This is a genomic window from Pseudomonas cavernicola (genome assembly GCF_003596405.1).
Classification (GTDB): domain Bacteria; phylum Pseudomonadota; class Gammaproteobacteria; order Pseudomonadales; family Pseudomonadaceae; genus Aquipseudomonas; species Aquipseudomonas cavernicola.
This window is the reverse complement of sequence record NZ_QYUR01000006.1, coordinates 678,884-705,617: the sequence shown is the minus strand read 5'-3', so window position 1 is coordinate 705,617 and position 26,734 is coordinate 678,884. Positions and strand designations below refer to the sequence as shown.

The following is a 26,734-nucleotide window of genomic DNA, read 5'->3' as shown; positions in this document are numbered from 1 at the left end:
AAACGGCAGGAAAGCCGTTTTGCACAGCTTCAGCTGCCGGTAGGGTGAGGTGCATGGATGCACCTCATGAAACCCAGCTGGGTCGCCGCTGGGTTTCGCCAAAAAACGGCTCTACCCAGCCTACAGAGACAGGTAAACCCTGGAACGATCATGCCCAGCCATAAATTCGACTACGAAATTCTCGGCACTTCGGGACAGCACCTAGGCTGGGTAGGGCCCAGCGACAAAACGGCAGGAAAGCCGTTTTGCACAGCTTCAGCTGCCCGTAGGGTGAGGTCCATGGATGCACCTCATGAGACCCAGCTGGGTCGCCGCTGGGTTTTGCCAAAAAACGGCGCTACCCAGCCTCCGGAGTTATGCGGCGACGTTCAAGGTTCGCGAGGAAGTGCGCGCAGGGGGCCACTGATGCGTCTATGGCTGCTGTTGTTCTGCCTGAGTTTATCTGGCTGCAGCTCGTTGCTGTTTTACCCCGAAAAAGGTCAGCCCTTCACCCCAAGCGTCGTCAAGCTGGAGTTTCGCGATGAGTTCCTGACGGCTGCTGACGGTACCCGCCTGCATGCCTGGTGGCTGCCGGCTAAAGCGGGGGTTGCGGTAAAAGGCACGGTGCTGCACCTGCATGGCAATGGTGGCAACGTCGCCAGTCATCTGGGCGGTAGCTGGTGGTTGCCGGCGCAGGGTTACCAAGTCTTGCTGCTGGATTATCGCGGCTATGGCCGCTCGGAAGGCAAGCCCAGTTTGCCTGAGGTCTACCAGGATATCGACGCCGCTTTCGCCTGGTTGCAAGAGTCGCCACAGGTGCAGGGCAAGCCACTGATCGTGCTCGGTCAGAGCCTCGGCGGGGCTCTGGCGGTGCACTACCTGGCCGAGCATCCGCAACAGCGGGCACGTCTCAAGGCTTTGGTGCTCGACGGTGCGCCGGCCAGTTATCGCGAGGTCGCCCAGTTCACCCTGAGCAACGCCTGGCTGACCTGGCCGTTGCAGGTGCCGTTGTCGTGGCTGGTGTCGAATGCCGACAGCGCGATCCATGCCATGCCGCAGCTCAAGGGCGTGCCGCTACTGATCTACCAGAGCATCGATGATCCGCTCGTGCCTCTTTCCAGTGGGGTGAGCTTGTATCAAGCTGCGCGCCCACCGCGGGTGTTCCAGCCGACCCGCGGTGGGCATGTGCAGACCTTCGCCGAACCCGTCTGGCGTGAAGTGATGCTGCTGTTTCTAAACGACCCGCAGGGCTTCACCGGTCTGCGGCGGTCGGCTGAAGTCCCTAATCCCGAGAACCCCCAATGAGCGAAGAACGCAACGCTATTCCCCTGATCATCACCGGCATCGGCAGCATTTTCGGCACCGTCGCGGTGCTTTGGTATTACGGTTACCTGCACTTCGCCAAACCGCAAGACGCCTTGCTCCTGGCCGACTTCACCATGCTCAAGACCGTGCCGGGTGAGGACTATAAAGTCTCGCTGATGCCGGCGACCCAGGTGGCGCAGTGCATCGACGGAGTGCTGGTGTTGTTCGATACTGAGCAGAAGGGTCTGACCGGTGTGCTGGTGGATAAGCGTAAGCAGGCGGTGCGTTGCCTGGGCCAGGAAACCCCGCAAGAGGTGAAATGAAGATAGATATCTGGCAGGGCGATCTGACCACGCTCGACGTGGATGCAATCGTCAATGCAGCCAATTCGAGTCTGCTCGGTGGTGGCGGTGTCGATGGTGCCATCCATCGCGCGGCGGGCCCCGAGTTGCTGGCTTACTGCCGCACTCTCGGTGGCTGTGCTACCGGCGCCGCGCGCCTCACGCCGGGCTTCAAACTGCCGGCACGCTACGTCATCCACACGGTCGGACCGGTCTGGCAGGGTGGTCGCCAGGGTGAGCATGAACTGCTCGCCGCCTGCTACCGCAACAGTTTGGCGCTGGCTGAAGCCGAAGGTTTGCGCAGCATCGCTTTTCCGGCAATCAGCTGCGGCGTGTATGGCTATCCCCTAGAGCAGGCGGCGGCTATCGCCGTTGCCGAGTTAAAGCGCGAGCGACCCGCCGATAGCTCCCTGGAAAGAGCCGTGCTGGTGGCTTTTTCAGGGACGATGGCCGCACTCTATCGCCGCTTGCTGATGTCGGACGAATAGCGCCTGAGACGGTTTATTCGCCGAGGCAGGGCTCAATGATTGGCGCTGTCCTGCTGCTGTACTAGCTCACGCAGGTATTTGCGCGACAGTGCGAGGAAGCGCGGCGTCAGCCCAATGTCCTCATACAGCGGGTCGCCCTGTTCGTCCGTGGCCACCACCTGGCTGCCTTTGACGTAGGGCAGGCTGGCTTCAAGTTCTTCCAGGGCAGCACCGATCAACTCGCCGAGGAGTTCCTCGGGGTGGCGTTTGGGGTACATCTCGGTTAGCGCGGCAAGGCGCGCGGCGGACTCTAGATCCAGATGGATCTGGTAGAGGTTATTAGTCAGGCGGCCCTTGGCGTTTTGCTCCCAATGGCTAACGAGTTCGCGAATCTTCATAAACACCTCTTCCTGTGCTCACTCGTGGTGGGCGGTTGTTGAGCTCCCGGACATAAGCCCGCCGGGTCGCTAAATCCTTTTGGGACTTACCTTTATTAGCCTAGCCCGCTCTAGACTGGGTAAATGCCTTGCGTCGCGCGCTTGTAAGAAGTTGGCGCGCTGGGCACTCTCTATCTCGGAGACCATTTTCCTCGGGGTTCTCCGCGGCGCAGGGTTTGGCGCAGGCCCAGACTCGGCGTTCGACGAATTCAGCACTGGTGGGCCCAGTTCGCCGGCGGAACATTCATGTGCCGCATGACCCGCGGACTACCGGTTCTTTAGGTTTTAAGTTTCAGTGTCAGTGGAGAGGGCGGTCATGGCGGAAATCGACGCACGTTTGCGCGAAGACGTTCACCAGCTTGGCGAACTGCTTGGCGATACCATCCGCGCACAGCGTGGCGCGGCTTTCCTCGACAAGATCGAGCGCATCCGCAAAGGCGCCAAGGCTGCCCGGCAAGGCTCTGCCGATGGCGCCCAGCAGCTCACGACAACGCTTGACTCGCTCGCCGAGGACGAATTGTTGCCGGTCGCGCGGGCTTTTAACCAATTCCTCAACCTGGCCAATATCGCCGAGCAATACCACCATGTGCGCAGGCGTGGGCCAAGTGAGCCGGAGCCTTTCGAAGTACGGGTATTGCCGGACCTGCTGGCCCGGCTCAAAGCGGATGGCCACAGTGCCGAGGTGTTGGCCCGTCAGCTCGGCCGGCTGGATATCGAACTGGTGCTGACCGCTCACCCGACGGAAGTCTCCCGCCGCACCCTGATTCAAAAATACGACGCCATTGCCGCACAGTTAGCCGCGCAGAATCATGGCGATCTGTCCGCTCACGAGCGTGGCCAGGTCAAACAGCGTTTGCAGCGGCTGATCGCCGAGGCCTGGCACACTGAAGAAATCCGCCGTAGCCGACCCAGCCCGGTCGATGAGGCAAAGTGGGGCTTTGCGGTGATCGAGCACTCGCTGTGGAAGGCTGTGCCGAGTTATCTGCGCCGCGCCGATGAGGCGCTGCATGCTGTCACGGGTCTGCGTCTGCCGCTGGCGGCTGCGCCGATCCGCTTTGCTTCGTGGATGGGCGGTGATCGCGACGGCAACCCGAATGTCACGGCGCGGGTTACCCGTGAGGTGCTGTTGCTGGCGCGCTGGATGGCGGCAGATCTGTATGTGCGTGATGTCGACCAGTTGGCCGCTGAGCTGTCCATGCAGCAGGCCAACAGCGCAGTGCGCGCGTTGGTCGGGGACAGCGCGGAGCCATACCGGGCGCTGCTCAAACAACTGCGTGAACGCTTAAAGGCCACCCGCGCCTGGGCCGAAGCGGCATTGGCCGGTGATCTACCGGCACCGTCAGCAGTATTACAGAGCAATTGCGAACTGCTGGAGCCGCTGGAGCTGTGTTATCACTCGCTGCATGAATGCGGCATGGGCACGATTGCCAACGGTCCATTGCTCGACTGCCTGCGCTGTGCGGCAACCTTCGGCCTGTTTCTGGTGCGTCTGGATATACGCCAGGACGCTAGCCGGCATGCCGCCGCGCTCGATGAAATCACCGACTACCTGGGGCTCGGGCGCTACGCCGAATGGGATGAAGAGGCGCGTATTGCCTTTTTGCTCCGTGAACTGAGTAACCGTCGGCCGCTGTTGCCGGCTCAGTTCCAACCCTCGGCAGACACCGCCGAAGTGCTCGCCACTTGCCGCGTGGTGGCGGCAGAGCCGGAGGTCTCGCTGGGCTCCTATGTGATCTCCATGGCGGGCGCGCCCTCGGATGTGCTGGCAGTGCAGTTGTTGCTGAAGGAGTGTGGACTGCAGCGGTCGATGCGCGTGGTGCCGCTGTTCGAAACCTTGGCCGATCTGGATAACGCCGGCCCGGCAATCGACCGCCTACTCGGTTTACCGGGCTATCGCGCGCGCTTGCAGGGGCCGCAGGAAGTAATGATCGGCTACTCGGACTCGGCCAAGGATGCCGGCACCACGGCTGCTGCCTGGGCGCAGTACCGCGCACAGGAAACCTTGGTGGAGATCTGCCGCCAGCATCAGGTCGAACTGCTGTTGTTCCACGGCCGCGGTGGCACCGTCGGGCGCGGTGGCGGTCCAGCCCATGCGGCGATCCTCTCGCAGCCGCCGGGTTCGGTGGCGGGGCGCTTTCGCACCACCGAACAGGGCGAGATGATTCGCTTCAAATTTGGCTTGCCGGATATCGCCGAGCAAAACCTCAACCTTTATCTGGCCGCGGTGCTGGAAGCCACCTTGCAGCCGCCACCCGTGCCGGAGCCCGCCTGGCGCGAGTTGATGGGCAGGCTCGCCAGCGATGGTTTTACGGCTTACCGCGCAGTGGTGCGTGAGCATCCGCAGTTCGTCGAGTATTTCCGTCAGGCCACGCCGGAACAGGAACTGGGGCGCTTGCCGCTTGGCAGCCGACCGGCCAAGCGCCGCGAGGGCGGTGTGGAGAGTCTGCGGGCGATTCCTTGGATTTTCGCCTGGACCCAGACACGCTTGATGTTGCCGGCCTGGCTGGGCTGGGAAACGGCCTTGAACAGTGCGCTGGCTCGCGGTGAAGGCGAGTTGCTGGCGCTAATGCGCGAGCACTGGCCGTTTTTCCGTACGCGCATCGATATGCTCGAGATGGTGCTGGCGAAAGCCGACGGCGCCATCGCCCGGCTGTATGACGAGCGGCTTGTCGATGCCGAACTGCGACCATTGGGTGCGAAACTACGCGACCTATTGTCGCAGGCCTGCGCCGCGGTGTTGGGGCTGACAGGGCAGTCTCAGCTGCTCGCGCATAGCCCGGAGACCCTGGAGTCGATCGGCGTCCGCAACACCTACCTGGATCCCCTGCACCTGCTCCAGGCGGAGCTTCTGGCCCGTTCCAGGCTGCGCGAAAGTACCGTCGACAGCCCGGTGGAACAGGCGTTATTGGTGAGTGTTGCGGGCATCGCCGCAGGCCTTCGCAACACCGGCTAAAGCCCCGGTTTATCCGACTTTCGGTGGCTTGTGCGGTATCGGTGCGCTGTGTATCTTGGTCAACCTTTTGGCCGCTCAGTGCTGCCGGGACCTATTCAGAGATTGGCCCCATGAGGCGAATCCAACGATTTCTATTTAAATCTTGAGGAGCACAGCGATGCGCGTGATTCTGTTGGGGGCGCCCGGTGCCGGCAAAGGTACTCAGGCTCGCTTTATCACCGAGAAATTCGGTATTCCGCAAATCTCCACCGGCGACATGCTGCGTGCGGCCGTCAAGGCTGGAACCGAGTTGGGTCTTCAGGCCAAAGGCGTGATGGAAAGCGGTGGTCTGGTTTCCGATGACCTGATCATCAACCTGGTCAAAGAGCGCATCAGCCAGGCCGATTGCGCCAGGGGTTTCCTGTTCGACGGCTTCCCGCGCACCATTCCCCAGGCTGAGGCCCTTGTAAAAGCCGGCGTCGAGCTGGACAACGTGGTCGAAATCGCCGTCGATGACGAAGAAATCGTTCAGCGTATCGCCGGTCGTCGTGTACACGAGGCTTCCGGCCGCGTTTACCACACCGTCTACAACCCGCCAAAAGTGGCTGGCAAGGATGATGTGACCGGCGAAGATCTGATTCAGCGTAAAGACGATTCCGAGGAAACCGTACGCCATCGTCTGTCGGTCTATCATTCTCAGACCAAGCCGTTGGTGGACTTCTACCAGAAGCTCGCCGCAGCCCAAGGCAAGCCAAAGTACAGCCACATTGCGGGCGTCGGTACGGTCGAAGCGATCACCGACAAGGTACTTGAAGCACTGAGCTGATAAGTCGGTTCTGCTGCATCGACAACGGCCCGCTTGCGGGCCGTTGTCGTTTTCACCGTTCTGGTAAGCGCTTGCCCGGACATTTGACTGTTACAATTCCCGACCTTTTTCCCGACCGGAACCGCCGATGACCACCTTGCTGGCCCTGGATACCGCCACCGAAGCCTGCTCCGTTGCCTTGCTCCACGAGGGCAAGGTGCTCAGCCACTACGAGGTGATTCCGCGCCTGCACGCCCAGCGTCTGCTGCCGATGATCAAGGATCTGCTGGCCCAAGCCGGCGTCGCGTTGTCGGCGGTCGATGGCATCGCCTTCGGGCGTGGGCCTGGGGCATTTACCGGGGTGCGCATCGCCATCGGTGTAGTGCAGGGCCTGGCGTTTGCCTTGGAGCGTCCAGTGCTGCCGATTTCCACTCTAGCGGTGCTGGCCCAGCGGGCGTTGCGTGAGCAGGGTGCTAAGCAAGTGGCTGCGGCCATCGATGCTCGCATGGATGAGGTGTACTGGGGTTGCTATCGCGAGGAAAACGGTGAAATGCGCTTGGCCGGGCTGGAAGCGGTGCTGCCGCCGGAGCAAGCCTGCCTGCCGCGCGATGCCATTGGCGATTGGTTCGGTGCCGGTACTGGCTGGGGCAGTTATGCAGCACGCATCCCAGTGGCTCTCAGTGGGCAGGACGCTGGCATGTTGCCGCACGCGCAAGACCTGCTGAGCCTGGCGCAATTCGCCTGGGCGCGCGGTGAAGCGGTGCCTGCGGATCAGGCGCAGCCGGTTTATTTGCGCGACAAGGTCGCCACGCCCAAGGCACCGCACTAAGATTCCAATATCTGGAATTAGCTGCGCGGGCCTGGGCAGAATTGCGCTGGTGGGCACCGGTCGTTACATTGCCAGTCCTTATCGTTGGCCAAACCCGTAGTTGGCCAAACATACCGAGCCCCTAATACGAGAAGCGTGAGCAGTAAATGCGTATCGACGGATTTTCTTCTTCCTACTCGCTGGATCGCAGCTCCCGACCGGGCAGCGCAGTCACGCCTTTTCGCGAAGTGCAGCGCGAGGAAGAAACCCGTCGTGAGCAGCCGGCGCTGCCGTCCAGTACCCAGGGTTTAGAGAACACCCCGCAAGCGCGTCGAGTGCAGGCCAGTTACGCCAGCAGCGACAGCCTGCCTGCACGCCCGCAGGACCTGCTCAATCAACGGTCGGTGAGCAATCGCGCGGCCCAGGCCTTGGCTAGCTACGCCACCACAGCCAGTTATGTCGGCGAGGCGGATGCGCCGGAAGTGCTCGGCCTCGACCTCTACGCCTAAGACCCTCACTTCAGTGCTTCCTTACTACCTCGGTTGCCCGTCATGGAGCGAGCCTGCTTGGCGCGACTCCCTCTATCCAGCCAGCGCCCGCCCGGCGGATTTTCTCGCGCTGTATGCGCAGTTCTTCAACGCCGTGGAGGGCAATACCACGTTCTATGCGCGGCCCTCTGCAGAGACGGTTCAGCGCTGGGCGGCACTGATGCCGGAGGGCTTTCGCTTCTGCGCTAAACTGCCGCGCGACATCAGCCATGCCGGCAATTTGGCTGAACAGTTGGGTGCCGCTCAGGCTTTCCTGCATCTGCTTAAACCGCTGGGCATGCGGCTGGCGCCGCTCTGGCTGCAGCTTCCAGCCACGTTTGGCCCGACGCGGCTGGCGGAGCTGGCGGGGTTTCTCGCCGAGTTAGGGGGACCGTTGGCGGTAGAAGTGCGGCATCCGGCCTTTTTCGCCAAAGGTGAAGAGGAGCGGGCGCTCAATCGCTTGCTAGTGGACCGGGGCGTCGAACGTATCTGTCTGGATTCCCGTGCGCTATTCAACTGTCAATCGGCTGCTCCCGCCGTGCTGGATGCACAATCGAAAAAGTCGCGGCTGCCGACCCGTCCGGCGGCGTTCACGCAATTTCCGCAACTGCGCTTTATTGGCCATCCCGAGCTGGAGGCCAACGATCGTTTTCTCGCCCCTTGGCTGGAGAAAGTCGCCGGCTGGATCGAGGAGGGCCGCACGCCCTATGTGTTCCTGCATACCTCGGATAACCGATTGGCGCCGCAGCTGGCCCGCCGTTTTCATGCTCAACTGAGTACGCGGCTGCCGGGGTTGTCAGCCTTGCCGGAGCTGATCGATGAGTCTGCAGTGGAGCAGCTCGGCTTGCTCTGAGTCAGCCCGCTTGCCCCTCTGGATTGGATCATGCTCGCAGTGCTACGGCGAAAACTGCGCTAAGGTTCTGGCTTCCAGCAGCCGATCAAACGGAGCCTAGCCATGCCATCGCAAATCAGCCGTGCCCGAACCTTCAAAGCTTTGCACGAGCGGCCTGGGGTATTTGTGATCCCCAATCCCTGGGATGCGGGGTCGGCGAAAATGCTCGCGGCGCTTGGTTTTGAGGCCTTGGCGACGACCAGCGCCGGTCTGGCGTTCTCATTGGGTCGCCCGGATGCCGAAGGCGCCATTTCTCGCGATGAGACCCTGGCAAATGCCCAGGCGATAATCGCGGCCACGCCCTTGCCGGTCGCCGCAGACCTGGAAAATGGCTTTGCCGATGAGCCGCAAGGCTGCGCTGAAACCATCCTGCGGGCGGCGGCTGTGGGTTTGGTTGGCGGTTCGATCGAGGATGCCAGCGGCCGCGCGGATGCGCCGATTTACCCGTTCGAGCTCGCCGTCGAGCGGGTACGAGCGGCCGCTGAGGCAGCCCGTAGCTTGCCGTTTCCCTTCACGCTCACGGCACGGGCGGAAAACCTGCTGCATGGGCGTAACGATCTGGCGGATACCATACGGCGCTTGCAGGCGTTTGCCGAGGCGGGGGCTGACGTGTTGTATGCACCGGGCCTGCGCACGCCTGAGGAAATCGTCGCCGTGGTACGTGCCGTGGCACCGAAGCCGGTCAATGTGCTGATGGGGCTGTCCGGGCTGTCGCTGTCGTTGGAGGACTTAGCCGAGTTGGGCGTCAAACGGGTGAGCGTCGGCTCGGCATTGGCGCGGGCGGCCTATGGCGCGTTTTTCCGGGCTGCGCAGGATATACGCACCGAGGGCCGCTTCAGCTTTGCCGAGCAGGCGATTCCTTTTGCGCAGATCAATGCGCTGTTCAAGTCCTGAATCATCTGGCCGGTAACGGCGCAGATCAGTTTTGCGCGCACTGAAATTCCCGCTGGTTGCGCTGCTGATATTGGCTGGCCTGCTTATCTCCGTATGGCATAGCGGGTTGGTACGTTCTCCTGAACCTTTGACTATGCTTGTGCCTCATTCGCTGGAAAGTGGGTGACCTGTTGCCGGTCGGCTCCAGGGTTGCGTTCCCTGTACCGATCGAGACGGGGGTGAGCTGATGGGCAAGAGTGCGATCTTCCTTGCCGTACTCGTGGCGGCGCTCGGTGTCGTTCAGGGCTGCAGCGGCCCAGTCCGCCGCAATGCGGTGCCTCCGGCGCTCGCGGAACAGGCCGCGATCCCCGGACTTGCTGGGGTGCGCTACCGCATCGGCATGGACAACGAAGCGCTGATGAGCGACGGCCTCGAGTCCGTCCGCCGCGAGCAGGCCCATCTCGCCAAGCTCGGACACGAGGAACCGCTGCCGCCGGCGGCTTTTCTCGCGGTGTCGGGCGGCGGTGACAGCGGTGCGTTCGGCGCCGGACTGCTGAACGGCTGGACGGCCGCCGGCAATCGGCCGACGTTCAAACTCGTGACCGGGGTCAGCACTGGGGCCCTGATCGCCCCCTTCGCTTTCCTCGGTCCCGCCTACGATCAGAAGCTCAAGGACTTCTACACCAACCTTGGTCCACGAGACGTCCTGGAGCCGCGTAATTTCATAGCCGTCCTCTTCAACGATGCCATGGCCGATAACCGCCCGCTCTGGCGGCGAGTGGAGAAGGAGGTGGACCAGGCGCTGCTGGACGCCATCGCCACCGAGTATGAGAAGGGCAGGCTGCTCCTCATTGCGACCGCCGATCTCGATGCCCGTCAGGCCGTGCTCTGGAACATGACGAAGATCGCCGCGAGCCGCGATCCCAAGGCCCTCGCGCTGTTCCGTTCGCTGATGATCGCCTCGGCCGCGATCCCCGGCGCCTTTCCGCCGGTGATGATCGACGTCGAGGCCGGCGGTCAGGCCCACCAGGAGATGCACGTGGACGGCGGCACCATGTCCCAGGTGTTCGTCTACCCACCCTCGCTCCACGTGCAGAAGATTACCCGCGAGCATGGCATCGAGCGCGAGCGCGCGGTTTACGTCATCCGCAACGCCCGCCTGGACCCCGAATGGGCTCAGGTCGAGCGCAGGACTATGAGCATCGCCGGCCGGGCCATCTCCTCACTCATCCACACCCAGGGCATTGGCGACCTGTATCGCATCTACCTGACCTCGCAGCGGGATGGCGTCGACTACAACCTGGCCGCCATTCCGGCGAGCTTCACGGTCCCTCACCGCGAGGAGTTCGACACGGAGTTCATGCGCGCCCTCTACCAGACCGGCTACGAGATGGCCGCGAAAGGCTACCCATGGGCTAAGGTGCCGCCGGGATACAGCGACTAGTTGCAGCTGGCGCTGGATAAGAGTCCGTTGGCGTTGGTCCCGGCTGCGCTCGGAGCCTGTCCACTATCTGCTGCGCTCGCGACGATCCAGAACAGGTTCTCAGCCTTTAACGCAGACAATCTGCTTGAGGCTATGCACGATCTCCACCAGATCGGCTTGCGCGGCCATCACCTTCTCGATCGGCTTATAGGCGCCGGGAGTTTCGTCGATCACCGCCTGATCCTTGCGGCATTCCACGCCGGCCGTGGCGCGCTGGTGATCGGCGAGGGTGAAGCGGCGCTTGGCCTCGTGGCGGCTCATCAGTCGGCCGGCGCCGTGACTGCATGAGCAGAAACTCTCGGGATTGCCCTTGCCGCGGACGATAAAGGATTGCGCGCCCATGCTGCCAGGGATGATACCCAGCTCGCCGGCTTTGGCGCTGAGCGCGCCCTTGCGGGTGATCAGCAACTCTTCGCCGAAGTGAAACTCGCGGGAGACGTAGTTGTGATGGCAGTTGACCGCCTCCAACTGCGCCTCGAACGGGCGCCGCAGCTCGTGGCGCACGGCCTCCACCAGCAGGCGCATCATCAGCGTGCGGTTGCTGAGGGCGTAGTCCTGGGCCCATTCCACCGCCTGCACATAGTCATCGAAGTGCTTACTGCCTTCCTTGAGGTAGGCCAGGTCAGCATCCGGCAGGTTGCCCAGAGCCTTGCCCATGTCCTCTTTGGCCAGCTCGATAAAGCAGCGGCCGATGGCGTTACCGACTCCGCGCGAGCCCGAATGCAGCATCATCCAGACCCTGTCCGCCTCGTCCAGGCAGACCTCGATAAAGTGATTGCCGCCGCCCAGCGTGCCCAGGTGCAGGCGGTTATTGGTCTTGGCCAGATGCGGGTACTTCGCGGTGATCTGGGCGAAGCGACTGGCCAGCAGCCGCCAGCTGTCATCCACCAGGTGCGGCGCATCCTGCCAGGCGCCGACGTCGTGGCGACCGAAACTCTTGCCGTGGGGGATGGCTTCCTCGATGGCGTGGCGGATACCGGCCAGATTGTCCGGCAGATCGCGGGCATTCAGGCTGGTGCGCGCGGCCACCATGCCACAGCCGATGTCGACGCCGACCGCCGCCGGGATGATCGCACCTTTGCTGGGGATCACGCTGCCGATGGTCGAGCCCTTGCCCAGGTGCACATCCGGCATCACCGCCAGATGACCGTGGATAAAGGGCATGCGCGCAGTGTTTTGCAACTGCTGCAGCGCTTGCGGCTCGACCGGTAGATCCTGGGTCCACAGTACGATGGGCTTGCCGCCCGGAACCTCCAGGCGTTGATAGAGTGGGGCAGACATGGCGGCCTCTCCTTCGCGCTAGCATTCAGGCCTCTAGTTTACGCCTGAGCACCTGCCAGGGCGTCGAGGATCTGCTCGGCGCGGTGCAGCCGGAAAGCGCCGGCTCTGGCAGAATGCCGCCCTAGCCGGCTATCGGTCGGGTTGAACATTTTTTGAGCATATTTCCTGATGAGTGATGAGCGGCAGATAGCCAGAATTCGTGTTGAAGCCCTTGAACCCAGCTATGCCACGGCAGCGGGTGTTTGGGCCGAGCGCCTGGGGTTGCCGCTGCAGGGTGAGGCCGACTTTGCTCTGCAGCTAGGCGCGGCGGGCTTGCAGTTGGCCGAGCTTGGCCCGCAGGCGCCGGGGCCGGTGCGGGTGGATTTCATCGAAGGCGCGGTGGCCCATCGCCGTCTGTTTGGTGGTGGCAGTGGGCAGATGATTGCCAAGGCGGTCGGCGTGCAGCCTGGCGTGCGCCCGCGAGTGCTGGACGCTACCGCAGGGCTGGGGCGCGATGCTTTTGTGCTGGCGAGCCTGGGGTGTGAGACGACGCTGATCGAACGTCAGCCGCTGATCGCTGCATTGCTGGAAGATGGCCTGATCCGCGCCGCGGGCGATGCCGAAGTAGGCCCGATCGTTGCGCAGATGCGCCTGCTGGTCGGCAATGCCATCGAATTGTTGCGCGGTTGGGAGGGCGAGGCGCCACAGGTGATCTACCTCGATCCGATGTTCCCGCATCGCGATAAAAGCGCCTTGGTGAAAAAGGAAATGCGCCTGTTCCGACCGCTGGTCGGCGACGACCTCGATGCTCCGGCGTTGCTCGAGGCGGCCTTGGCCTTGGCCAGTCACAGGGTGGTGGTGAAACGGCCGCGCAAGGCACCCATCATCGCTGGGCCCAAGCCGAGCTATGCGCTGGACGGTAAGTCCAGCCGCTACGACATCTATCCGCTGAAGAAGCTGCAAGCTTCCAAGCCATAAGCAGATCCGTAGGGCGGGTTAGCCGCGTAGCGGTGTAACCCGCCAAGGGTGCCGACAGGCACCACCGCTCGCACGCCGGATGGTGGGTTACGCCTACGGCTAACCCACCCTACGATATACGCCAGCCTACGGAGACCACGAATTAACCAGGCGGCGCGCTAGTCGGGTCTATAGGCCCGCATAAACAACTCGACCACCTCTTGCACATGCTGCTCGGCTTCTTCGCCTTCCTGCGGTCCGCAGCAGCCGATCAATAGGCGGAAATTGGCGCCGCCTTTGATCAGGCAAAAAAAGTGCTCGGCTGCATGTTTTGGTTTGGCGATGCACAGCTTGCCGGCTTTATCGGCCTTGCTCAGCAGGCGCTCCATCTCGTTCAGGATGCGCTGTGGGCCGGCGTCGAAGAAGATCTGCGAGAGCTTCGGGTCCTGGCTGCCCAGGGTCACCATCAAGCGATGCAACTCGATCGATTCGCGGCTGTTGATCAGCGCATGAAAGCCACGGCCGATATTCAGCAGCACGCTCTCGATCGCCACCGCTTCCGGCAGCTCGAAGAACAACTCCGGCAACTGTTCTTCGCACTTGGACTTCACCGCGGCGGAAAACAACGTTTCCTTGTCGGTGAAGTGGCTATACACCGTCAGTTTGGACACTCCCGCCTCGGCGGCGATGGCGTCCATGCTGCTGCCGTCATAGCCATGGCGCAGGAACAGGGTTTTCGCGGCCTCAAGAATGGCCTGACGTTTGGCGGGATCTTTAGGGCGCCCTGGGCCGCTGGCGGGTAACAGTTTGTTAGACATTTCGCGTTTTAATACTGGACTGGTGAGTTTGCTATTTTTACTATACCCGTCAGTATAAGTATTCAAAACCTTCTTTGCGAAAGGTCTTTCATCATGTTCCGCCATGCCTTGCCGCTCGCCCTGCCTGTGTCTCTTCTCGTTTTGCTTGCTGCCTGTGGTAATGGCGAGCCAGTTCAGCCGTCGGTGCGCCCGGCCATGGTGGTGCAGCCGCAGCCGGCCGGTGAGGTGGTGGACACCTATCCGGGTGAGGTGCGCGCGCGTCTGGAGCAAGAGCTGGCTTTTCGCATCGGCGGCAAGGTAGCCAAGCGCCTGGTCGAGGTGGGGCAGCGGGTGCAGAAGGATCAGCCGCTGGCTGAGCTCGACCCGCAGGATGTGCGCCTGCAACTGGAGGCCATGCGTGCCCAAGTGGCGGCTGCCGCGGCCAATCTGCAACTGGTGCGTGCCGAGCGTGACCGTTACAGAACCCTGCTCGATCGCCAGATGGCCAGCCGCTCGCAGTACGACAACGCCGAGAACCTCTACCGCGCCGGTGAAGCACGCCTGAAGCAAATCAAGGCCGAGTTCAATGTGGCCAACAATCAGGCGGGTTACTCGGTGCTGCGTGCTTCGCAGGCGGGGGTGGTGGCCAAGCGTCTGGTCGAGGTCGGGAATGTGGTGGCGGCCGGGCAGACGGTGTTTACCCTGGCGGCTGACGGCGAGCGTGAAGTGCTGATCAGCCTGCCGGAGCATGCTTTCGAGCGCTTCAAGATTGGCCAGGTGGTGGCGGTGGAACTCTGGTCGCAGCCGGATCAGCGCTTCCCAGGGCGCATCCGTGAGCTGTCGCCTGCAGCCGATCCGTTGTCGCGGACCTTTGCCGCGCGGGTAGCCTTTAGCGAGGGCAAGGTGCCCGCCGAACTGGGGCAGAGCGCTCGGGTGTTTGTCCCGGTTGCCGGTACGGTGCCGTTGTCGGTGCCAATCTCGGCGCTGAGCGCGGAAAATGGCGCGCCGTTTGTCTGGGTGGTCGACCACAAGGATTCCAAGCTCGTGCGAACCCCAGTGCGCATCGGCGCCTACGGTGAGCAGCGGGTGCCGATCCTGGAAGGCTTGAATGCCGCCGACTGGGTGGTCGCCGCCGGGGTTCAGGTGCTGCGCGAAGGCCAGGTGGTACGGCCGGTGGATCGCGACAATCGAGCGGTCAAACTGGTAGCGCAGGAGTAATCCCGGATGCGTTTCAACCTATCCGAATGGGCGCTGCACAACCGCCAGATCGTCCTCTACATCATGTTGCTGATGGCGGTCGTCGGCGCACTTTCTTATGCCAAGCTGGGCCAGAGTGAAGACCCGCCGTTTACCTTCAAGGCCATGGTGGTGCGCACCAACTGGCCGGGAGCGAGTGCCGAGGAAGTCGCGCGGCAGGTTACCGAGCGCATCGAAAAGAAGCTGATGGAGACCGGCGAGTTCGACAAGATCATCTCCTTCTCCCGCCCGGGTGAGTCGCAGGTGACCTTCGTGGCGCGCGACTCGATGAACTCCAAACAGATTCCGGAGCTCTGGTATCAGGTGCGCAAGAAGATCGGCGATATCCGCCACACCTTGCCGCCGGGCATCCAGGGGCCCTTCTTCAACGACGAATTCGGCACCACCTACGGCAATATCTATGCGTTGACCGGCAGCGGTTTCGACTACGCCGTGCTCAAGGATTACGCCGACCGTATCCAACTGCAGCTGCAACGGGTCAAGGACGTCGGCAAGGTCGATCTGCTCGGTCTGCAGGACGAGAAGATCTGGATTGAGCTGTCCAACGTCAAGCTGGCCACTCTCGGCCTGCCGCTGGCCGCCGTGCAGCAGGCTCTGGATGCGCAGAACACGGTAGCCTCGTCGGGTTTCTATGAAACTCCGAGTGATCGCATCCAGCTACGCGTGACCGGGCGTTTCGAGTCGGTGAAGGAAATTCGCGACTTCCCGATTCGGGTGGGCGACCGCACCTTCCGCATCGGCGATGTGGCTGAAGTGCATCGTGGCTTCAACGACCCACCGGCGCCGCGGATGCGCTTTATGGGCGAGGATGCGATTGGTCTGACCGTCTCGATGAAGGCTGGCGGCGACATTCTGGTCTTGGGCCAGGCGCTCGAAACCGAGTTTGCCCGCATGCAGGAAACCCTGCCGGCGGGCATGCAGTTGCGCAAGGTCTCGGATCAGCCGGCCGCGGTGAAAACCGGTGTCGGCGAGTTCGTCCAGGTACTGGTCGAGGCCCTGGCGATTGTCATGCTGGTGTGCTTCTTCTCCCTCGGTCTGCGCATTGGCCTGGTGGTCGCCTTGACGATTCCGCTGGTGCTGGCGATGACCTTCACCACCATGTACTACCTGGGGATCGGCCTACACAAAATCTCCCTCGGCGCCTTGGTGCTGGCGCTCGGGCTGCTGGTCGACGATGCGATCATCGCGATCGAGATGATGGCGATCAAAATGGAGCAGGGCTTCGACCGGTTAAAGGCCGCCAGCTTTGCCTGGACTAGCACGGCCTTTCCGATGCTCACCGGTACACTGATCACCGCTGCCGGCTTTCTGCCGATTGCCACCGCGCAGTCGGGCACCGGCGAATACACCCGTTCGATCTTCCAGGTGGTGTCCATCGCGTTGATGGCTTCATGGATTGCTGCGGTGATCTTCGTGCCGTATATCGGTGCGCGGCTGTTGCCGGATCTGGCCAAGCTGCATGCCGCCAAGCACGGCGGCAGCGCTGAAGGCCATGATCCGTATTCGACGCCGTTCTACAAGCGCGTACGGCGTCTGATCGAGTGGTGCGTGCGGCGGCGCAAGACCGTGATCCTGCTGACCCTTGGCCTGTTTGTCGCCGCGGTGGTGGTGTTCCGCTTCGTGCCGCAACAGTTCTTCCCGTCCTCGGGCCGGTTGGAGCTGATGGTGGACCTGAAACTCAGTGAAGGCGCCTCGTTGAAGGCGACCGAGGAGCAGGTCAAACAGCTGGAGCAGATGCTCAAGGAGCACCCGGGCATCGACAACTATGTCGCCTATGTCGGTACCGGTTCGCCGCGTTTCTATCTACCGTTGGACCAGCAACTACCGGCCGCCAGTTTTGCCCAGTTCGTGGTATTGGCGAAAACCATCGAAGATCGCGAGGTGATTCGCAGCTGGTTGATCGAGCGGCTGGACGAAGATTTCCCGACCCTGCGCACCCGTGTGACACGTCTGGAGAATGGCCCGCCGGTGGGTTACCCGGTGCAGTTCCGCGTCTCCGGTGAGCACATCGAAGTAGTGCGGGCGCTGGCCCGCAAGGTCGCGGACAGGGTGCGCGAGAACCCGCATGTGGTGAACGTGCACCTGGACTGGGAAGAGCCGAGCAAGGTAGTTTATCTGAACATCGATCAGGAGCGGGCGCGGGCCCTCGGCGTGAGTAGCGCCGATCTGTCGCGCTTCTTGCAAAGTTCACTGTCCGGCAGCAGCGTCAGCCAGTACCGCGAAGGCAACGAGTTGATCGAAATCCTGCTGCGCGGCACCGTTCGCGAGCGGCAAGAACTGGCCTTGCTGCCGAGCCTGGCGGTGCCGACGGATAACGGCCAAAGCGTCGCGCTGTCGCAGATCGCCACGCTCGAGTACGGCTTCGAAGAAGGCATCATCTGGCACCGTAACCGCCTGCCAACCGTTACGGTGCGGGCGGATATCTATGGCAAGGAACAGCCGGCCAGCCTGGTCAAACAGATACTGCCGACCCTGGCGCCGATCCGCGCTGAGCTGCCAGACGGTTACCTGCTCGATGTCGGTGGCACCGTCGAGGATTCGGCGCGTGGACAGAAATCGGTAAACGCCGGGGTGCCGCTGTTTATCGTGGTGGTGCTGACCCTGCTGATACTGCAACTGAAGAGCTTCTCGCGCTCGGCGATGGTGTTTCTTACCGCGCCGCTAGGGCTGATTGGCGTGACGCTGTTCCTGCTCGTGTTCCGCCAGCCGTTCGGCTTTGTCGCCATGCTCGGCACCATCGCCCTGGCGGGGATGATCATGCGTAACTCGGTGATTCTGGTTGACCAGATCGAGCAGGACATCGCCTCCGGGGTAGACCGCTGGCACGCGATTATCGAAGCTACCGTACGGCGTTTCCGGCCGATCGTGCTGACTGCCCTGGCGGCGGTGCTGGCGATGATCCCGCTGTCGCGTAGCACCTTCTTTGGGCCGATGGCCGTAGCGATCATGGGCGGGCTGATCGTCGCCACGGCACTGACCCTGCTGTTCCTGCCGGCGCTGTACGCGGCCTGGTTCAGGGTCAAGGAAGAGCGTTGATCCAGTTGGGTTTCGCAACGTTCTACGTAGGCTGGGTAGAGCGCAGCGACAGAATGGCAGGAAGCCGTTCTGCACAGCTTTAGCTGCCCGCAGGGCGAGGTGCATGGACGCACCTCGTGAAACCCAGCTTTCATTCGACTTGCCCACCCCAATCCCTCGGGTAGAGGCCTCTCTCGACAAAATGGTGAAACGACGAATGCGGCCAATCGACCGCTCGCTCGACATAGCCATGTTTGACCGGGTTGTAATGCACGTAGTCGAGATGCCGCCGCAGGTCTTCCTCATCTCGAATCAGGTGTTCCCAGAAGCGCCTTTGCCAGATGCCCCGCTCTTGCTTGTTCCGGCGGCTCGAACTGGTCTGTTCGCAAGGCGGCAATTGTCGAGAGAAGTGGGCCTTGATACGGCGTATGCGGTTGGAGTAATCGGTGTCACCGGGCTGCAGACGCCAGAGCATATGCAGGTGGTCAGGTAGAACCACCCAGGCCAGCATGCAAAAGGGATGCTGTTGTTTCTCCCGTTGGATGGCATGGCGAAGTGCTTCGATATGCCGCGAGAGTATATCCAGCCGCCGGTTTTCCAATGTCAGGGTGAAGAAGTAGGTGCCACCTGGCTCACAGAGCCGGCGATAGCTGCGTCGGTACGCCTGCATGTTTCCCGTCCTTGGGATATTGGCAAAGCTGGGTTTCGCTAGCGCTCTACCCAGCCTACATCCGACCCAGCCAACATTTCACTTATCCGTAGACTGGGTAGAGCGCAGCGAAACCCAGCAACTCACCCGCAAGCAATCACAGCGCGCCAAACACCTTCTTCGCCAGGCTGGTGGCGGCACCGGCTGGGTTCTCGCGGATGCTGGCTTCTTGCTTGCCGATCATCTCGAACAGACCATTCAGCGCTTGCTCGGTGACGTAGCCTTCGATGTTGGCGTTTTTTGCATCGACGGCCCCGAAGCTGGCGGCTTGGCCGGCGAAGCTGTTGTATTGCTTGGCCAGACCAACCTGGTCGGTGGCTTTCTTGACGATCGGCAGGAACTTGGCGCGGATCTGCTCGCGGCTGGTTTTGTTCAGGTACTGCGTGGCCGCATCGTCCGGGCCGCTGAGGATGCCTTTGGCGTCTTGCACGGTCATCTTCTTCACCGCATCCACCAGCAGCGCCTGGGCCTGTGGTACGGCGGCTTCGGCGGCTTTGTTCATGCTGGTTTCCAGCTGCTCGACTTGAGCGCCCATGCCCATCATCTTCATGGCCTTGGCGGCTTTGCCGAGGTTGCCCGGCAGTTCGATGCGCACGTCCGGGTTATTGCTGAAGCCGCCGGGCGTACCCAATTGTTTGACGGCGATTTGCGCGCCTTGGGTCAGGGCCTCCTTGAGGCCGCCGCTGGCATCCTGTTGCGACAGATCAGTCAGCGAGAGGGCGAATACGTTGGCCGAGAGGGCCAGGCCGGCGACTAAGGCGGTAAGACGAAACATGGCAGCATCCTTGTGGCAGTGGGAATCAGGCGAGCTTAGCGGAGCAAAAGGCTGGCGCAAACCGGCATGGCGTCGTAGCCGGAGACGCTCTGGGGAAGCTTCCCCGGACTGATGCCCAGGCTACGGGTTGAAAGTGGTTTTGTTGGCATCTCCAGGGGCGAACTCATTCGCCCCTGGAGAGGGGTGTCAGGCCGGCTCCGCCGCATCCTCGCTGCGGTCCATCGCCACCTGGCGGATCGACAGGCGAATTTCTGCCGGTAATACGCGTTTGGCCGCACCTTCCGCCAGCTCGCCGAGCAGTTTGTGATAGCTCAGCTTGCCGGCTTCGTCCTGGCGCAGCACGCCGAGGTCCAGCAAGGTTTGGATGAAATGGCGGAACAGGCTTTTGTCGAAGAACTCCGGGGCATTCAGGCCGTGCAGAATCGACAGGCGCTGGGCCATGACCGTACAAAGGTCCTCCAATTCCTCGGCGCTGATGGCGTTCTGACCTGCGTTGAGCAGCAAGGCGATGGCCATGTAGAAGCGCTGCAAGGTCTGCGCGATGGCGCGCGAGAGCAGGGTCAGCAACACGAAATGGCGTGAGCTGGGCGCCGGTCGTACATACACATCGGCTTCAAAGCGCAGCAGCCCCTGCTCGACGAAGGCCGCCAGCCATTGATCGACCACCGCATCCAGCTCGTCGAGGCTCCAGCGGATAAACAACTCGGACTGCAAATAAGGGTAGAGCGCGCGGGTATAGCGGAGGATCTGCTCGCGGCTGATCCGGGCACTGCTCTGGAAGAAGCTGGCGAGCAGCGCCGGCAGGGCAAAGATGTGCAGCACGTTGTTGCGGTAGTAGGTCATCAACACCGCGTTCTGCTCGTCGAGGTAAAGGATCTTGCCGAGCGCATCCTTCTGTTCGGCGAGCAGCTGCATCCCCTGGACATACTCGATCAGTGCCTGGCCGTCGCCTTCCGGCAGGGTGGTGTGCGGTGAGTAGGGGACACTGCGCAGCAGGGTCAGGTACAGATCGAGCACGCGGGTCAGCGCGCGTTCATCCAGGGCCAGCTTGCTGGTCGAAAGCAGCGCCAGAGCCACCAGATTGACCGGGTTGATCGCGGCAGCCTCGTTCAGGTGTTGGGCTACGCGCTCGGCGAGGCGGTTGGTGGTGTCGCTGAGCCAGGCCGGGCGGTACTGCGGGCCAAGCTCCTGCTCGCGCCAGCCGGGTTGATCCTGGTCGAGGAACTCGGCCAGCTTGATCGGTGCGCCAAAGTTCACCCAAACCTGGCCAAAACGCTGCTTGAGGGCGCCGATAACCTTGAAAATGTCGAAGATCGACTCTTTCTTCTTGCTCGCGCCGCGTAGCTCGCCCAGGTAGGTACGACCCTCCAATACGCGCTCGTAACCGATATAGACCGGCACAAAGACCACTGGCAGGCGATTGGAGCGCAGGAAACTGCGCAGGGTGATGGCCAGCATGCCGGTCTTCGGCTGCAACATCCGCCCGGTGCGCGAGCGCCCGCCTTCGACGAAGTACTCGACCGGGAAGCCTTTGCTGAACAGGGTGTGCAGGTATTCGTTGAACACTGCGGTGTACAGCGGGTTGCCCTTGAAGGTGCGGCGCATGAAGAAGGCGCCGCCGCGCCGCAGCAGGCCACCGATCAGCGGCATATTCAGGTTGATCCCAGCGGCGATGTGCGGCGGGGTCAAACCGTTGCGAAACAGCAGGTAAGACAGCAGCAGGTAGTCGATATGGCTGCGGTGGCAGGGCACATAGATCACCTCATGGCCCTGGGCGACGTCCTGCACGCCTTCGATGTGGTTGACCTTGATACCGTCGTAAATCTTGTTCCAGAACCAGCTGAGCACCACTTCGAGGAAGCGGATCGCGGTATAGGCGTAGTCCGAGGCGATCTCGTTGCCGTAGCGCAGGGCTTGGGCCTCGGCCTTCTCGACGGAGATTTTCTCGCGCTCGACTTCCTCGGCGATGGCCTGGCGCACCAGTGGGCCGTGGATCAGGCCTTTGACCAGATTGCGCCGGTGCGAAACGTCAGGGCCGATGACCGCGGCCTTCTGGTTGCGAAAGTGCACGCGGAGGATGCGCTGGACCATGCGCAAGGTGCGCTCGTGGCCCTTGTCCTGTTCGATCAGTTCGCGCAGATGAATAGGCGCGGAGAACTGCACGCGGGTCTTGCGGCCGAGAATCAGGATGCTGATCAACCGGCGCAGACGCCCGGTGACAGCCCAGCTGTCGGCGAACAACAGCTTCCAGGGGCTGGTTTCGCGATCCGGCGATTGCCCCCAGAATACGCTGACGGGGACGATTTGCGCGTCTTCGACGGCATGCTGGCCGATGGCGTTGACCAGGCGCACCAGGGTCGGCGAGGCGCTGCGCTTGTCCTGGCGGCCGAACCAGTCGGCCTCGCGGTTGAGGTAGAAGAACGCCGCCGGCTCCTGCAGGCCGCCGACCGCCACCGGCAGCACCGGGCGCGGCAGGCCGCTCTTGCTGCACTCGTGATCCAGCACCGCCAGGTCGCTGAGCGACGGCTGCTGCAGCACATAGAGCACTGGCTTGCTGCGGTCGAGCTTGAGGCTGAAGGCGGACTGGGCGATGGTTTCCGAGCGCACCCAGAGGTACAGCAGGCGGCGCAGGGTGCCAAACACGAGGCGGTGGAACGGCGAGCGGGTCATACGGCGTCTGCTGATTGTGGAACGAGCGTGCGCTCGGGCCGGCTAGTGTGCCGGATTCGCTCAGCTGCGGCAAAAGCCCCGGTCGTGGCGTTCGCTGTCGATTGGCCTGGATTCGGCACGCCTGGAGGCCGGTTGTGGACTATTCTTTCAGGCCTGACGTTTGCGCCCCGCGAGCCATTATCTTGCTAGCTATTGGCCTGTGCTGGCAGGTCGGATGAACGCTGCATACCCAATGCTATTCGAGGAGGTTGCTATGAACAGGCTTTCATCGCTCTGTCTGTGCGTTGCCTTGTCGGGGGGCTCTGTCCAGGTCCAGGCCGAGACGGTCGTGCCCCTGCAAGGCCAGAGTTCCCAACAGATCCAGCAGGATGTGGCGGATTGCCAGAATATTGCTGCCGGCTCCACCGGCAGTACCAGCAGCACGACCCAGGGGGGAGGGCGGCTGCGCGGTGCGGCGGCTGGTGCCGCCGCCGGGGCGGTAGGGGCGCAGGTGCGCGGCAACCAGCACGAGGAGGTGTACGACCGGGTCGATGACGACGTGCAGCAGGAGTACCGGCAGAATCGGGCCAAGGAGACCGCCGCGGCCGGAGCGGTGGTCGGTGGCTCGCGCCAGCGCCAGGAGCGTCGCCAGGATTCGGCCAATGCCGGTGAGGTCGACTCGACGGCCTACACCAGTTGCCTGCAGGGGCGCGGTTACCAGGTCACACCCTGACCTTGGAGTCGTACGGTCATTTGCGGAAACACTCTGCGTAACGGTCTGGGTGGCGGGCTGTCTTGCAATAGCGCCGAGGGCTTCATATAGTCCGGCGGCATTTTGGCAGCCTGTCTCCGCTGGGTTTTCCGGATGTCGAGATGGGTCCTTATGGGCCCCGTGGTCAGGACGGTTGGGCCCTTACCGAAAATGGTGAGAGACCATGATCGAGATAAAAAATCTAACTAAGCGTTTCGCCCAGCGTTCAGCGGTGGGCAAACTGGCGGTGGACAACTTGTCCTTCCGCGTTCAAGAGGGGGAGGTGTTGGGTTTTCTCGGGCCGAACGGCGCCGGTAAATCCACCACCATGAAGATGCTCACCGGCTTTCTTGCGCCGACATCCGGCACGGCGAGCATCCTCGGTTTCGATATCCAGACGCAGACGCTCAAGGCCCAGCAGCAGATCGGCTATTTGCCGGAAGGCGCGCCGTGCTATGGCGATATGACGGTCAAAGGCTTTCTTGAATTCATCGCCGAGGTGCGCGGCTTCAAGGGCGCGGCGAAGCAGCAGAAAGTCGCCACCGCGGTGACCCAAGTCGAGCTGGAGCAGGTGCTCAATCAGTCCATCGACACCCTGTCCAAGGGCTTCAAGCGTCGCGTCGGCCTGGCCCAGGCCATTCTGCATGACCCGAAAGTGCTGATTCTCGACGAGCCCACCGATGGCCTCGACCCGAACCAGAAGCATCAAGTGCGCGGGCTGATTCAGAACCTGGCGAAAGACAAGATCGTGATCATTTCGACCCACATCCTCGAGGAAGTGACGGCGGTCTGTACCCGTGCGGTAGTGATCGCCCATGGCAAGCTGCTGGCCGATGGCACGCCGTTCGAGCTGGAAAGCCGTTCGCGCTACCACCAGGCGGTCACGCTGGTCGGCGCCGAGGCGCTGGATCAGGCCGCTTTCGCGGCTCTGCCGGGTGTGGCGGGGGTGGAGGTCAACGACCTCGAACACAGCCTGACCGTGCTGGCGCAGCCGGGGCAGGTGATCTTCCCGCAGGTCAACACGCTGCTCAGCCAACGCGGCTGGGCGGTCAAGGAGCTTAATGTCGAGCGTGGTCGGTTGGACGAAGTGTTCCGCACACTGACGCGCGGGGAGACGGTATGAAGCAGTTACCCGTACTGTTCAAGCGCGAGCTGGCGAGCTATTTCGCCACGCCGCTGGCTTACGTATTTATTCTGATTTTCCTGGTGCTATCCGGGGTGTTTACCTTATACCTGGGCGGCTTCTACGAGAGCGGCCAGGCCAGTCTCTCGCCCTTCTTCAATTTCCATCCGTGGCTCTATCTGTTCCTGGTGCCGGCGATTGCCATGCGGCTGTGGGCGGAGGAGCGCAAATCCGGCTCGATCGAGCTGCTGATGACCCTACCGATCACCCGCGCCGAAGCGGTACTTGGCAAGTTCCTAGCCGCCTGGGCCTTTGCCGGTCTGGCGCTGTTGCTGACCTTCCCGATGGTGCTCACCGTCAACTACCTGGGCGAGCCGGATAACGGCGCCATTCTCACTGGCTATATCGGCAGCTGGCTATTGGCCGGCGCCTACCTGGCGATCGGTTCGTGCATGTCGGCGCTGGCGAAGAACCAGGTGATTGCCTTCATCCTCACGGTCAGTGCCTGCTTCCTGTTTATCGTCAGCGGTCTACCGCTGGTGCTGGATGCGTTCAGTGGCTGGGCACCGCAATGGTTGCTGGATGCGGTGGCATCGTTGAGCTTCCTGACTCGCTTCGATGCCATCAGCAAAGGCGTGATCGATCTGCGCGATCTGCTGTATTTCGTCACCCTGATCGCCGCCTGGCTGGCCGCCACCGCCGTGGTTGTCGATCTGAAGAAAGCCGACTGAGGACGCCCGCATGAAAAAGTTGATGTATTCCGGCGCCGGGCTTTTAGTGATCGCCCTGGCGTTTTTAGCGTTCAACATGTTCTCCAGCCTGACCCTGACCGATAGCCGTCTGGATCTGACTGAGCAGAAGCTCTACACCATCTCGGCTGGCACCAAGAAAATCCTTACCGAGATCGATCAGCCGATCAATCTGTACTTCTTCTACTCGGACAAAAGCACCAAGGATCTGGTGGCGCTGCGCAACTACGCCAAACGCGTCGAGGAGATGCTGAAGGCCTATGAGCGGGGGGCGGCTGGCAAGATCAAGCTGCATATCATCGATCCGCAGCCGTTCTCGGAAGAGGAAGACCAGGCGGCGCAGTATGGCTTGCAGGCCGTGCCGCTTAATCAGGCGGGTGAGCAGGCGTACTTCGGCTTGGCCGGCACCAGCGGCGCGGAGGGGAGGCAAGTCATCCCGTTCTTCCAGCTCGACCATGAAGAGTTCCTCGAGTACGACATCAGCCGCCTGGTACAGGGTCTGGCCAAACCTGAGCTGCCGGTAGTCGGCGTGCTTTCCACCCTGCAGCTCAGCGGCGGCTTCGATATGGAGGCGCGCCAGCCGACCCCGCCGTGGCTGGTGATGGAGGAGATCCGTCAGCAGTTCAAGGTCGAAAGCCTCAAGCCGGGCATCGACCAGATCCCGGAGACGGTATCGGTGTTGCTGCTGGTCCATCCCAAGCAACTGCCGCAACCGACCCTCTACGCCATCGACCAATTTGTGCTGCGCGGCGGTAAGTTGCTGGTGTTCGTCGACCCCTACAGCGAGGCCGACACCGGCATGCAGTTGCCGGGAGACATGCCGGGCAGCGACAAGGCGTCCGACCTTGAACCGCTGTTCAAGGCCTGGGGCGTGCGGTTGGTGCCGGGTAAGGTGCTTGGCGATGGTTCCTACGCCATGTCGGTAAGCATGGGCCAGGGGCAGCGGGCGGTACGCCATGCCGGTTGGCTGAGCCTGCCACAAACGGCGCTGGATCAAGCCGACGTGAGCACTGCCGGGCTGGAAACCATCACGGTGGCCACCGCCGGTATTCTTGAGCCGGTGGAAGGAGCGAAGAGCCGCTTCATGCCGCTGATCCAGAGTTCCCAATATGCGATGCCATTCGATGCCCAGCGTTTCGACATGCTGCGCAACCCCGAAGAACTGATCCGTGAACTGCAGCCGACCGGTGAGCGTTATGCCATCGCCGGGCGTATCAGCGGCCCGGCGCAGAGCGCATTTCCGAATGGCATCGAGGGCCGCAAGGATGGCCTGAAGGAGGCGGCGAGCATCAACGTGATCGCCGTCGCCGACACCGACCTGCTGACCGATCGCATGTGGGTGCAGGTGCAGGAAATGTTCGGTCAGCGCGTACCGCAGCCTTGGGCGGATAACGCCACCTTCGCGATCAATGCGCTGGATAACCTGGCCGGCTCCGATGCGCTGATCAGCGTGCGTTCGCGGGGGCGCTTCAGCCGCCCGTTCACGGTAGTGGAAGCGCTACAGCGGGACGCCGAAGTGCAGTTCCGCGAGAAGGAAGAGGCCCTGCAGACGCGTTTGGCCGATACCGAGCAGAAACTCGCCGTCCTGCAGCAGAAGCAGGATCCGAGCAAGACCCAGGAGCTGACACCGGAACAGCAAGCCACGGTGCAGCAGTTCCTGCAGGAGCGGGTGAAGCTGCGCAAAGAGCTGCGTGAAGTGCGCTACCAACTGAATGCCGATATCGAGGCGCTGGGCCGAACGCTGAAGTTCATCAATATCGCCCTGGTGCCGCTGCTATTGACCTTGGCCGTGTTGGCCCTGTGGCTGTGGCGTCGGCGCCGCCAGGCTTGATAGGGCGGCGCG

The 26,734-nt window shown here is 62.3% G+C and carries 23 protein-coding genes; 17 read left to right on the top strand and 6 right to left on the bottom strand.

What is annotated here, in order from left to right:
- Positions 1-405 precede the first annotated feature (405 nt).
- The 3 genes from D3879_RS19440 to D3879_RS19430 are packed head-to-tail and all read left to right on the top strand — an operon-like array spanning position 406 to position 2,113.
- Positions 406-1,284 carry an alpha/beta hydrolase gene (locus D3879_RS19440; RefSeq protein ID WP_119955887.1) on the top strand — a complete coding sequence of 293 codons (879 nt, stop codon included), beginning with the start codon at positions 406-408 and terminating at the stop codon, positions 1,282-1,284.
- A complete protein-coding gene (locus D3879_RS19435; RefSeq protein WP_119955886.1) occupies positions 1,281-1,607 on the top strand; it encodes a PA3694 family proteiin in 327 nt (108 codons plus the stop codon). The genes D3879_RS19440 and D3879_RS19435 overlap by 4 nt, the downstream gene beginning before the upstream one ends.
- Complete coding sequence (locus D3879_RS19430; RefSeq protein WP_119955885.1) at positions 1,604-2,113, top strand: O-acetyl-ADP-ribose deacetylase; 510 nt, start codon at positions 1,604-1,606, stop codon at positions 2,111-2,113. The genes D3879_RS19435 and D3879_RS19430 overlap by 4 nt, the downstream gene beginning before the upstream one ends.
- Before the next feature lie 32 nt (positions 2,114-2,145).
- Here D3879_RS19430 and D3879_RS19425 read toward each other — a convergent pair whose 3' ends face one another.
- Entirely contained in the window at positions 2,146-2,490 is a 345-nt protein-coding gene (locus D3879_RS19425; protein WP_119955884.1) for a pilin assembly protein, read from the bottom strand.
- Positions 2,491-2,845: 355 nt separating this feature from the next.
- On the opposite strand from D3879_RS19425, the gene ppc reads away from it, so the two are divergent.
- The 7 genes from ppc (at position 2,846) to D3879_RS19390 (ending at position 10,810) form a co-directional block, all read left to right on the top strand.
- Positions 2,846-5,482 (top strand): phosphoenolpyruvate carboxylase, encoded by a 2,637-nt coding sequence (ppc, locus tag D3879_RS19420; RefSeq protein WP_119955883.1) that lies wholly within the window; start codon positions 2,846-2,848, stop codon positions 5,480-5,482.
- A gap of 157 nt (positions 5,483-5,639) precedes the next feature.
- Positions 5,640-6,287 (top strand): adenylate kinase, encoded by a 648-nt coding sequence (gene adk, locus D3879_RS19415; RefSeq protein ID WP_119955882.1) that lies wholly within the window; start codon positions 5,640-5,642, stop codon positions 6,285-6,287.
- Between the two features lie 127 nt (positions 6,288-6,414).
- Positions 6,415-7,095 carry a tRNA (adenosine(37)-N6)-threonylcarbamoyltransferase complex dimerization subunit type 1 TsaB gene (gene tsaB, locus D3879_RS19410; protein ID WP_119955881.1) on the top strand — a complete coding sequence of 227 codons (681 nt, stop codon included), beginning with the start codon at positions 6,415-6,417 and terminating at the stop codon, positions 7,093-7,095.
- A gap of 146 nt (positions 7,096-7,241) precedes the next feature.
- The gene (locus D3879_RS19405; RefSeq protein WP_119955880.1) at positions 7,242-7,583 is read left to right on the top strand and encodes a hypothetical protein; all 342 of its coding nucleotides are present in this window, start codon (positions 7,242-7,244) and stop codon (positions 7,581-7,583) included.
- Positions 7,546-8,454: a DUF72 domain-containing protein gene (locus D3879_RS19400; protein ID WP_119955879.1), complete on the top strand. Its 909-nt coding sequence runs from the start codon at positions 7,546-7,548 to the stop codon at positions 8,452-8,454. The genes D3879_RS19405 and D3879_RS19400 overlap by 38 nt, the downstream gene beginning before the upstream one ends.
- A 102-nt stretch (positions 8,455-8,556) precedes the next feature.
- Positions 8,557-9,387 carry an isocitrate lyase/PEP mutase family protein gene (locus tag D3879_RS19395; protein ID WP_119955878.1) on the top strand — a complete coding sequence of 277 codons (831 nt, stop codon included), beginning with the start codon at positions 8,557-8,559 and terminating at the stop codon, positions 9,385-9,387.
- 226 nt (positions 9,388-9,613) lie between these two features.
- Positions 9,614-10,810, top strand: coding sequence for a patatin-like phospholipase family protein (locus tag D3879_RS19390; protein WP_119955877.1), 1,197 nt, complete (start codon positions 9,614-9,616; stop codon positions 10,808-10,810).
- Between the two features lie 99 nt (positions 10,811-10,909).
- Here D3879_RS19390 and D3879_RS19385 read toward each other — a convergent pair whose 3' ends face one another.
- Complete coding sequence (locus tag D3879_RS19385; RefSeq protein ID WP_119955876.1) at positions 10,910-12,130, bottom strand: RtcB family protein; 1,221 nt, start codon at positions 12,128-12,130, stop codon at positions 10,910-10,912.
- Between the two features lie 168 nt (positions 12,131-12,298).
- Here D3879_RS19385 and D3879_RS19380 point away from each other — a divergent pair, with 168 nt between their 5' ends.
- Entirely contained in the window at positions 12,299-13,087 is a 789-nt protein-coding gene (locus D3879_RS19380) for a class I SAM-dependent methyltransferase (protein ID WP_119955875.1), read from the top strand.
- Positions 13,088-13,245: 158 nt separating this feature from the next.
- Here D3879_RS19380 and D3879_RS19375 read toward each other — a convergent pair whose 3' ends face one another.
- Positions 13,246-13,884, bottom strand: a complete 639-nt coding sequence (locus D3879_RS19375; RefSeq protein ID WP_119955874.1) for a TetR/AcrR family transcriptional regulator — start codon at positions 13,882-13,884, stop codon at positions 13,246-13,248.
- Positions 13,885-13,977: 93 nt separating this feature from the next.
- Between D3879_RS19375 and D3879_RS19370 the strand changes: the two genes are divergently transcribed.
- Together D3879_RS19370 and D3879_RS19365 are read left to right on the top strand one after the other, a co-directional pair.
- Complete coding sequence (locus D3879_RS19370) at positions 13,978-15,081, top strand: efflux RND transporter periplasmic adaptor subunit (protein WP_119955873.1); 1,104 nt, start codon at positions 13,978-13,980, stop codon at positions 15,079-15,081.
- Between the two features lie 6 nt (positions 15,082-15,087).
- The gene (locus D3879_RS19365) at positions 15,088-18,156 is read left to right on the top strand and encodes an efflux RND transporter permease subunit (RefSeq protein ID WP_119955872.1); all 3,069 of its coding nucleotides are present in this window, start codon (positions 15,088-15,090) and stop codon (positions 18,154-18,156) included.
- Between the two features lie 130 nt (positions 18,157-18,286).
- Here D3879_RS19365 and D3879_RS19360 read toward each other — a convergent pair whose 3' ends face one another.
- The 3 genes from D3879_RS19360 to plsB form a co-directional block, all read right to left on the bottom strand.
- A complete protein-coding gene (locus D3879_RS19360; RefSeq protein ID WP_119955871.1) occupies positions 18,287-18,805 on the bottom strand; it encodes an REP-associated tyrosine transposase in 519 nt (172 codons plus the stop codon).
- 136 nt (positions 18,806-18,941) lie between these two features.
- Complete coding sequence (locus D3879_RS19355) at positions 18,942-19,619, bottom strand: DUF4197 domain-containing protein (protein ID WP_119955870.1); 678 nt, start codon at positions 19,617-19,619, stop codon at positions 18,942-18,944.
- 186 nt (positions 19,620-19,805) lie between these two features.
- Positions 19,806-22,289, bottom strand: a complete 2,484-nt coding sequence (plsB, locus tag D3879_RS19350; protein WP_119955869.1) for a glycerol-3-phosphate 1-O-acyltransferase PlsB — start codon at positions 22,287-22,289, stop codon at positions 19,806-19,808.
- 253 nt (positions 22,290-22,542) lie between these two features.
- Between plsB and D3879_RS19345 the strand changes: the two genes are divergently transcribed.
- From D3879_RS19345 to D3879_RS19330, 4 genes are all read left to right on the top strand, one after another.
- Positions 22,543-23,001: a YMGG-like glycine zipper-containing protein gene (locus D3879_RS19345; protein ID WP_119955868.1), complete on the top strand. Its 459-nt coding sequence runs from the start codon at positions 22,543-22,545 to the stop codon at positions 22,999-23,001.
- 202 nt (positions 23,002-23,203) lie between these two features.
- On the top strand, positions 23,204-24,142 hold the full coding sequence (locus D3879_RS19340) for an ABC transporter ATP-binding protein (RefSeq protein ID WP_119955867.1): 939 nt from the start codon (positions 23,204-23,206) through the stop codon (positions 24,140-24,142).
- Complete coding sequence (locus D3879_RS19335; RefSeq protein ID WP_119955866.1) at positions 24,139-24,873, top strand: ABC transporter permease subunit; 735 nt, start codon at positions 24,139-24,141, stop codon at positions 24,871-24,873. The genes D3879_RS19340 and D3879_RS19335 overlap by 4 nt, the downstream gene beginning before the upstream one ends.
- Before the next feature lie 10 nt (positions 24,874-24,883).
- Entirely contained in the window at positions 24,884-26,722 is a 1,839-nt protein-coding gene (locus D3879_RS19330) for a GldG family protein (protein WP_119955865.1), read from the top strand.
- The last annotated feature ends 12 nt before the right edge of the window (positions 26,723-26,734 follow it).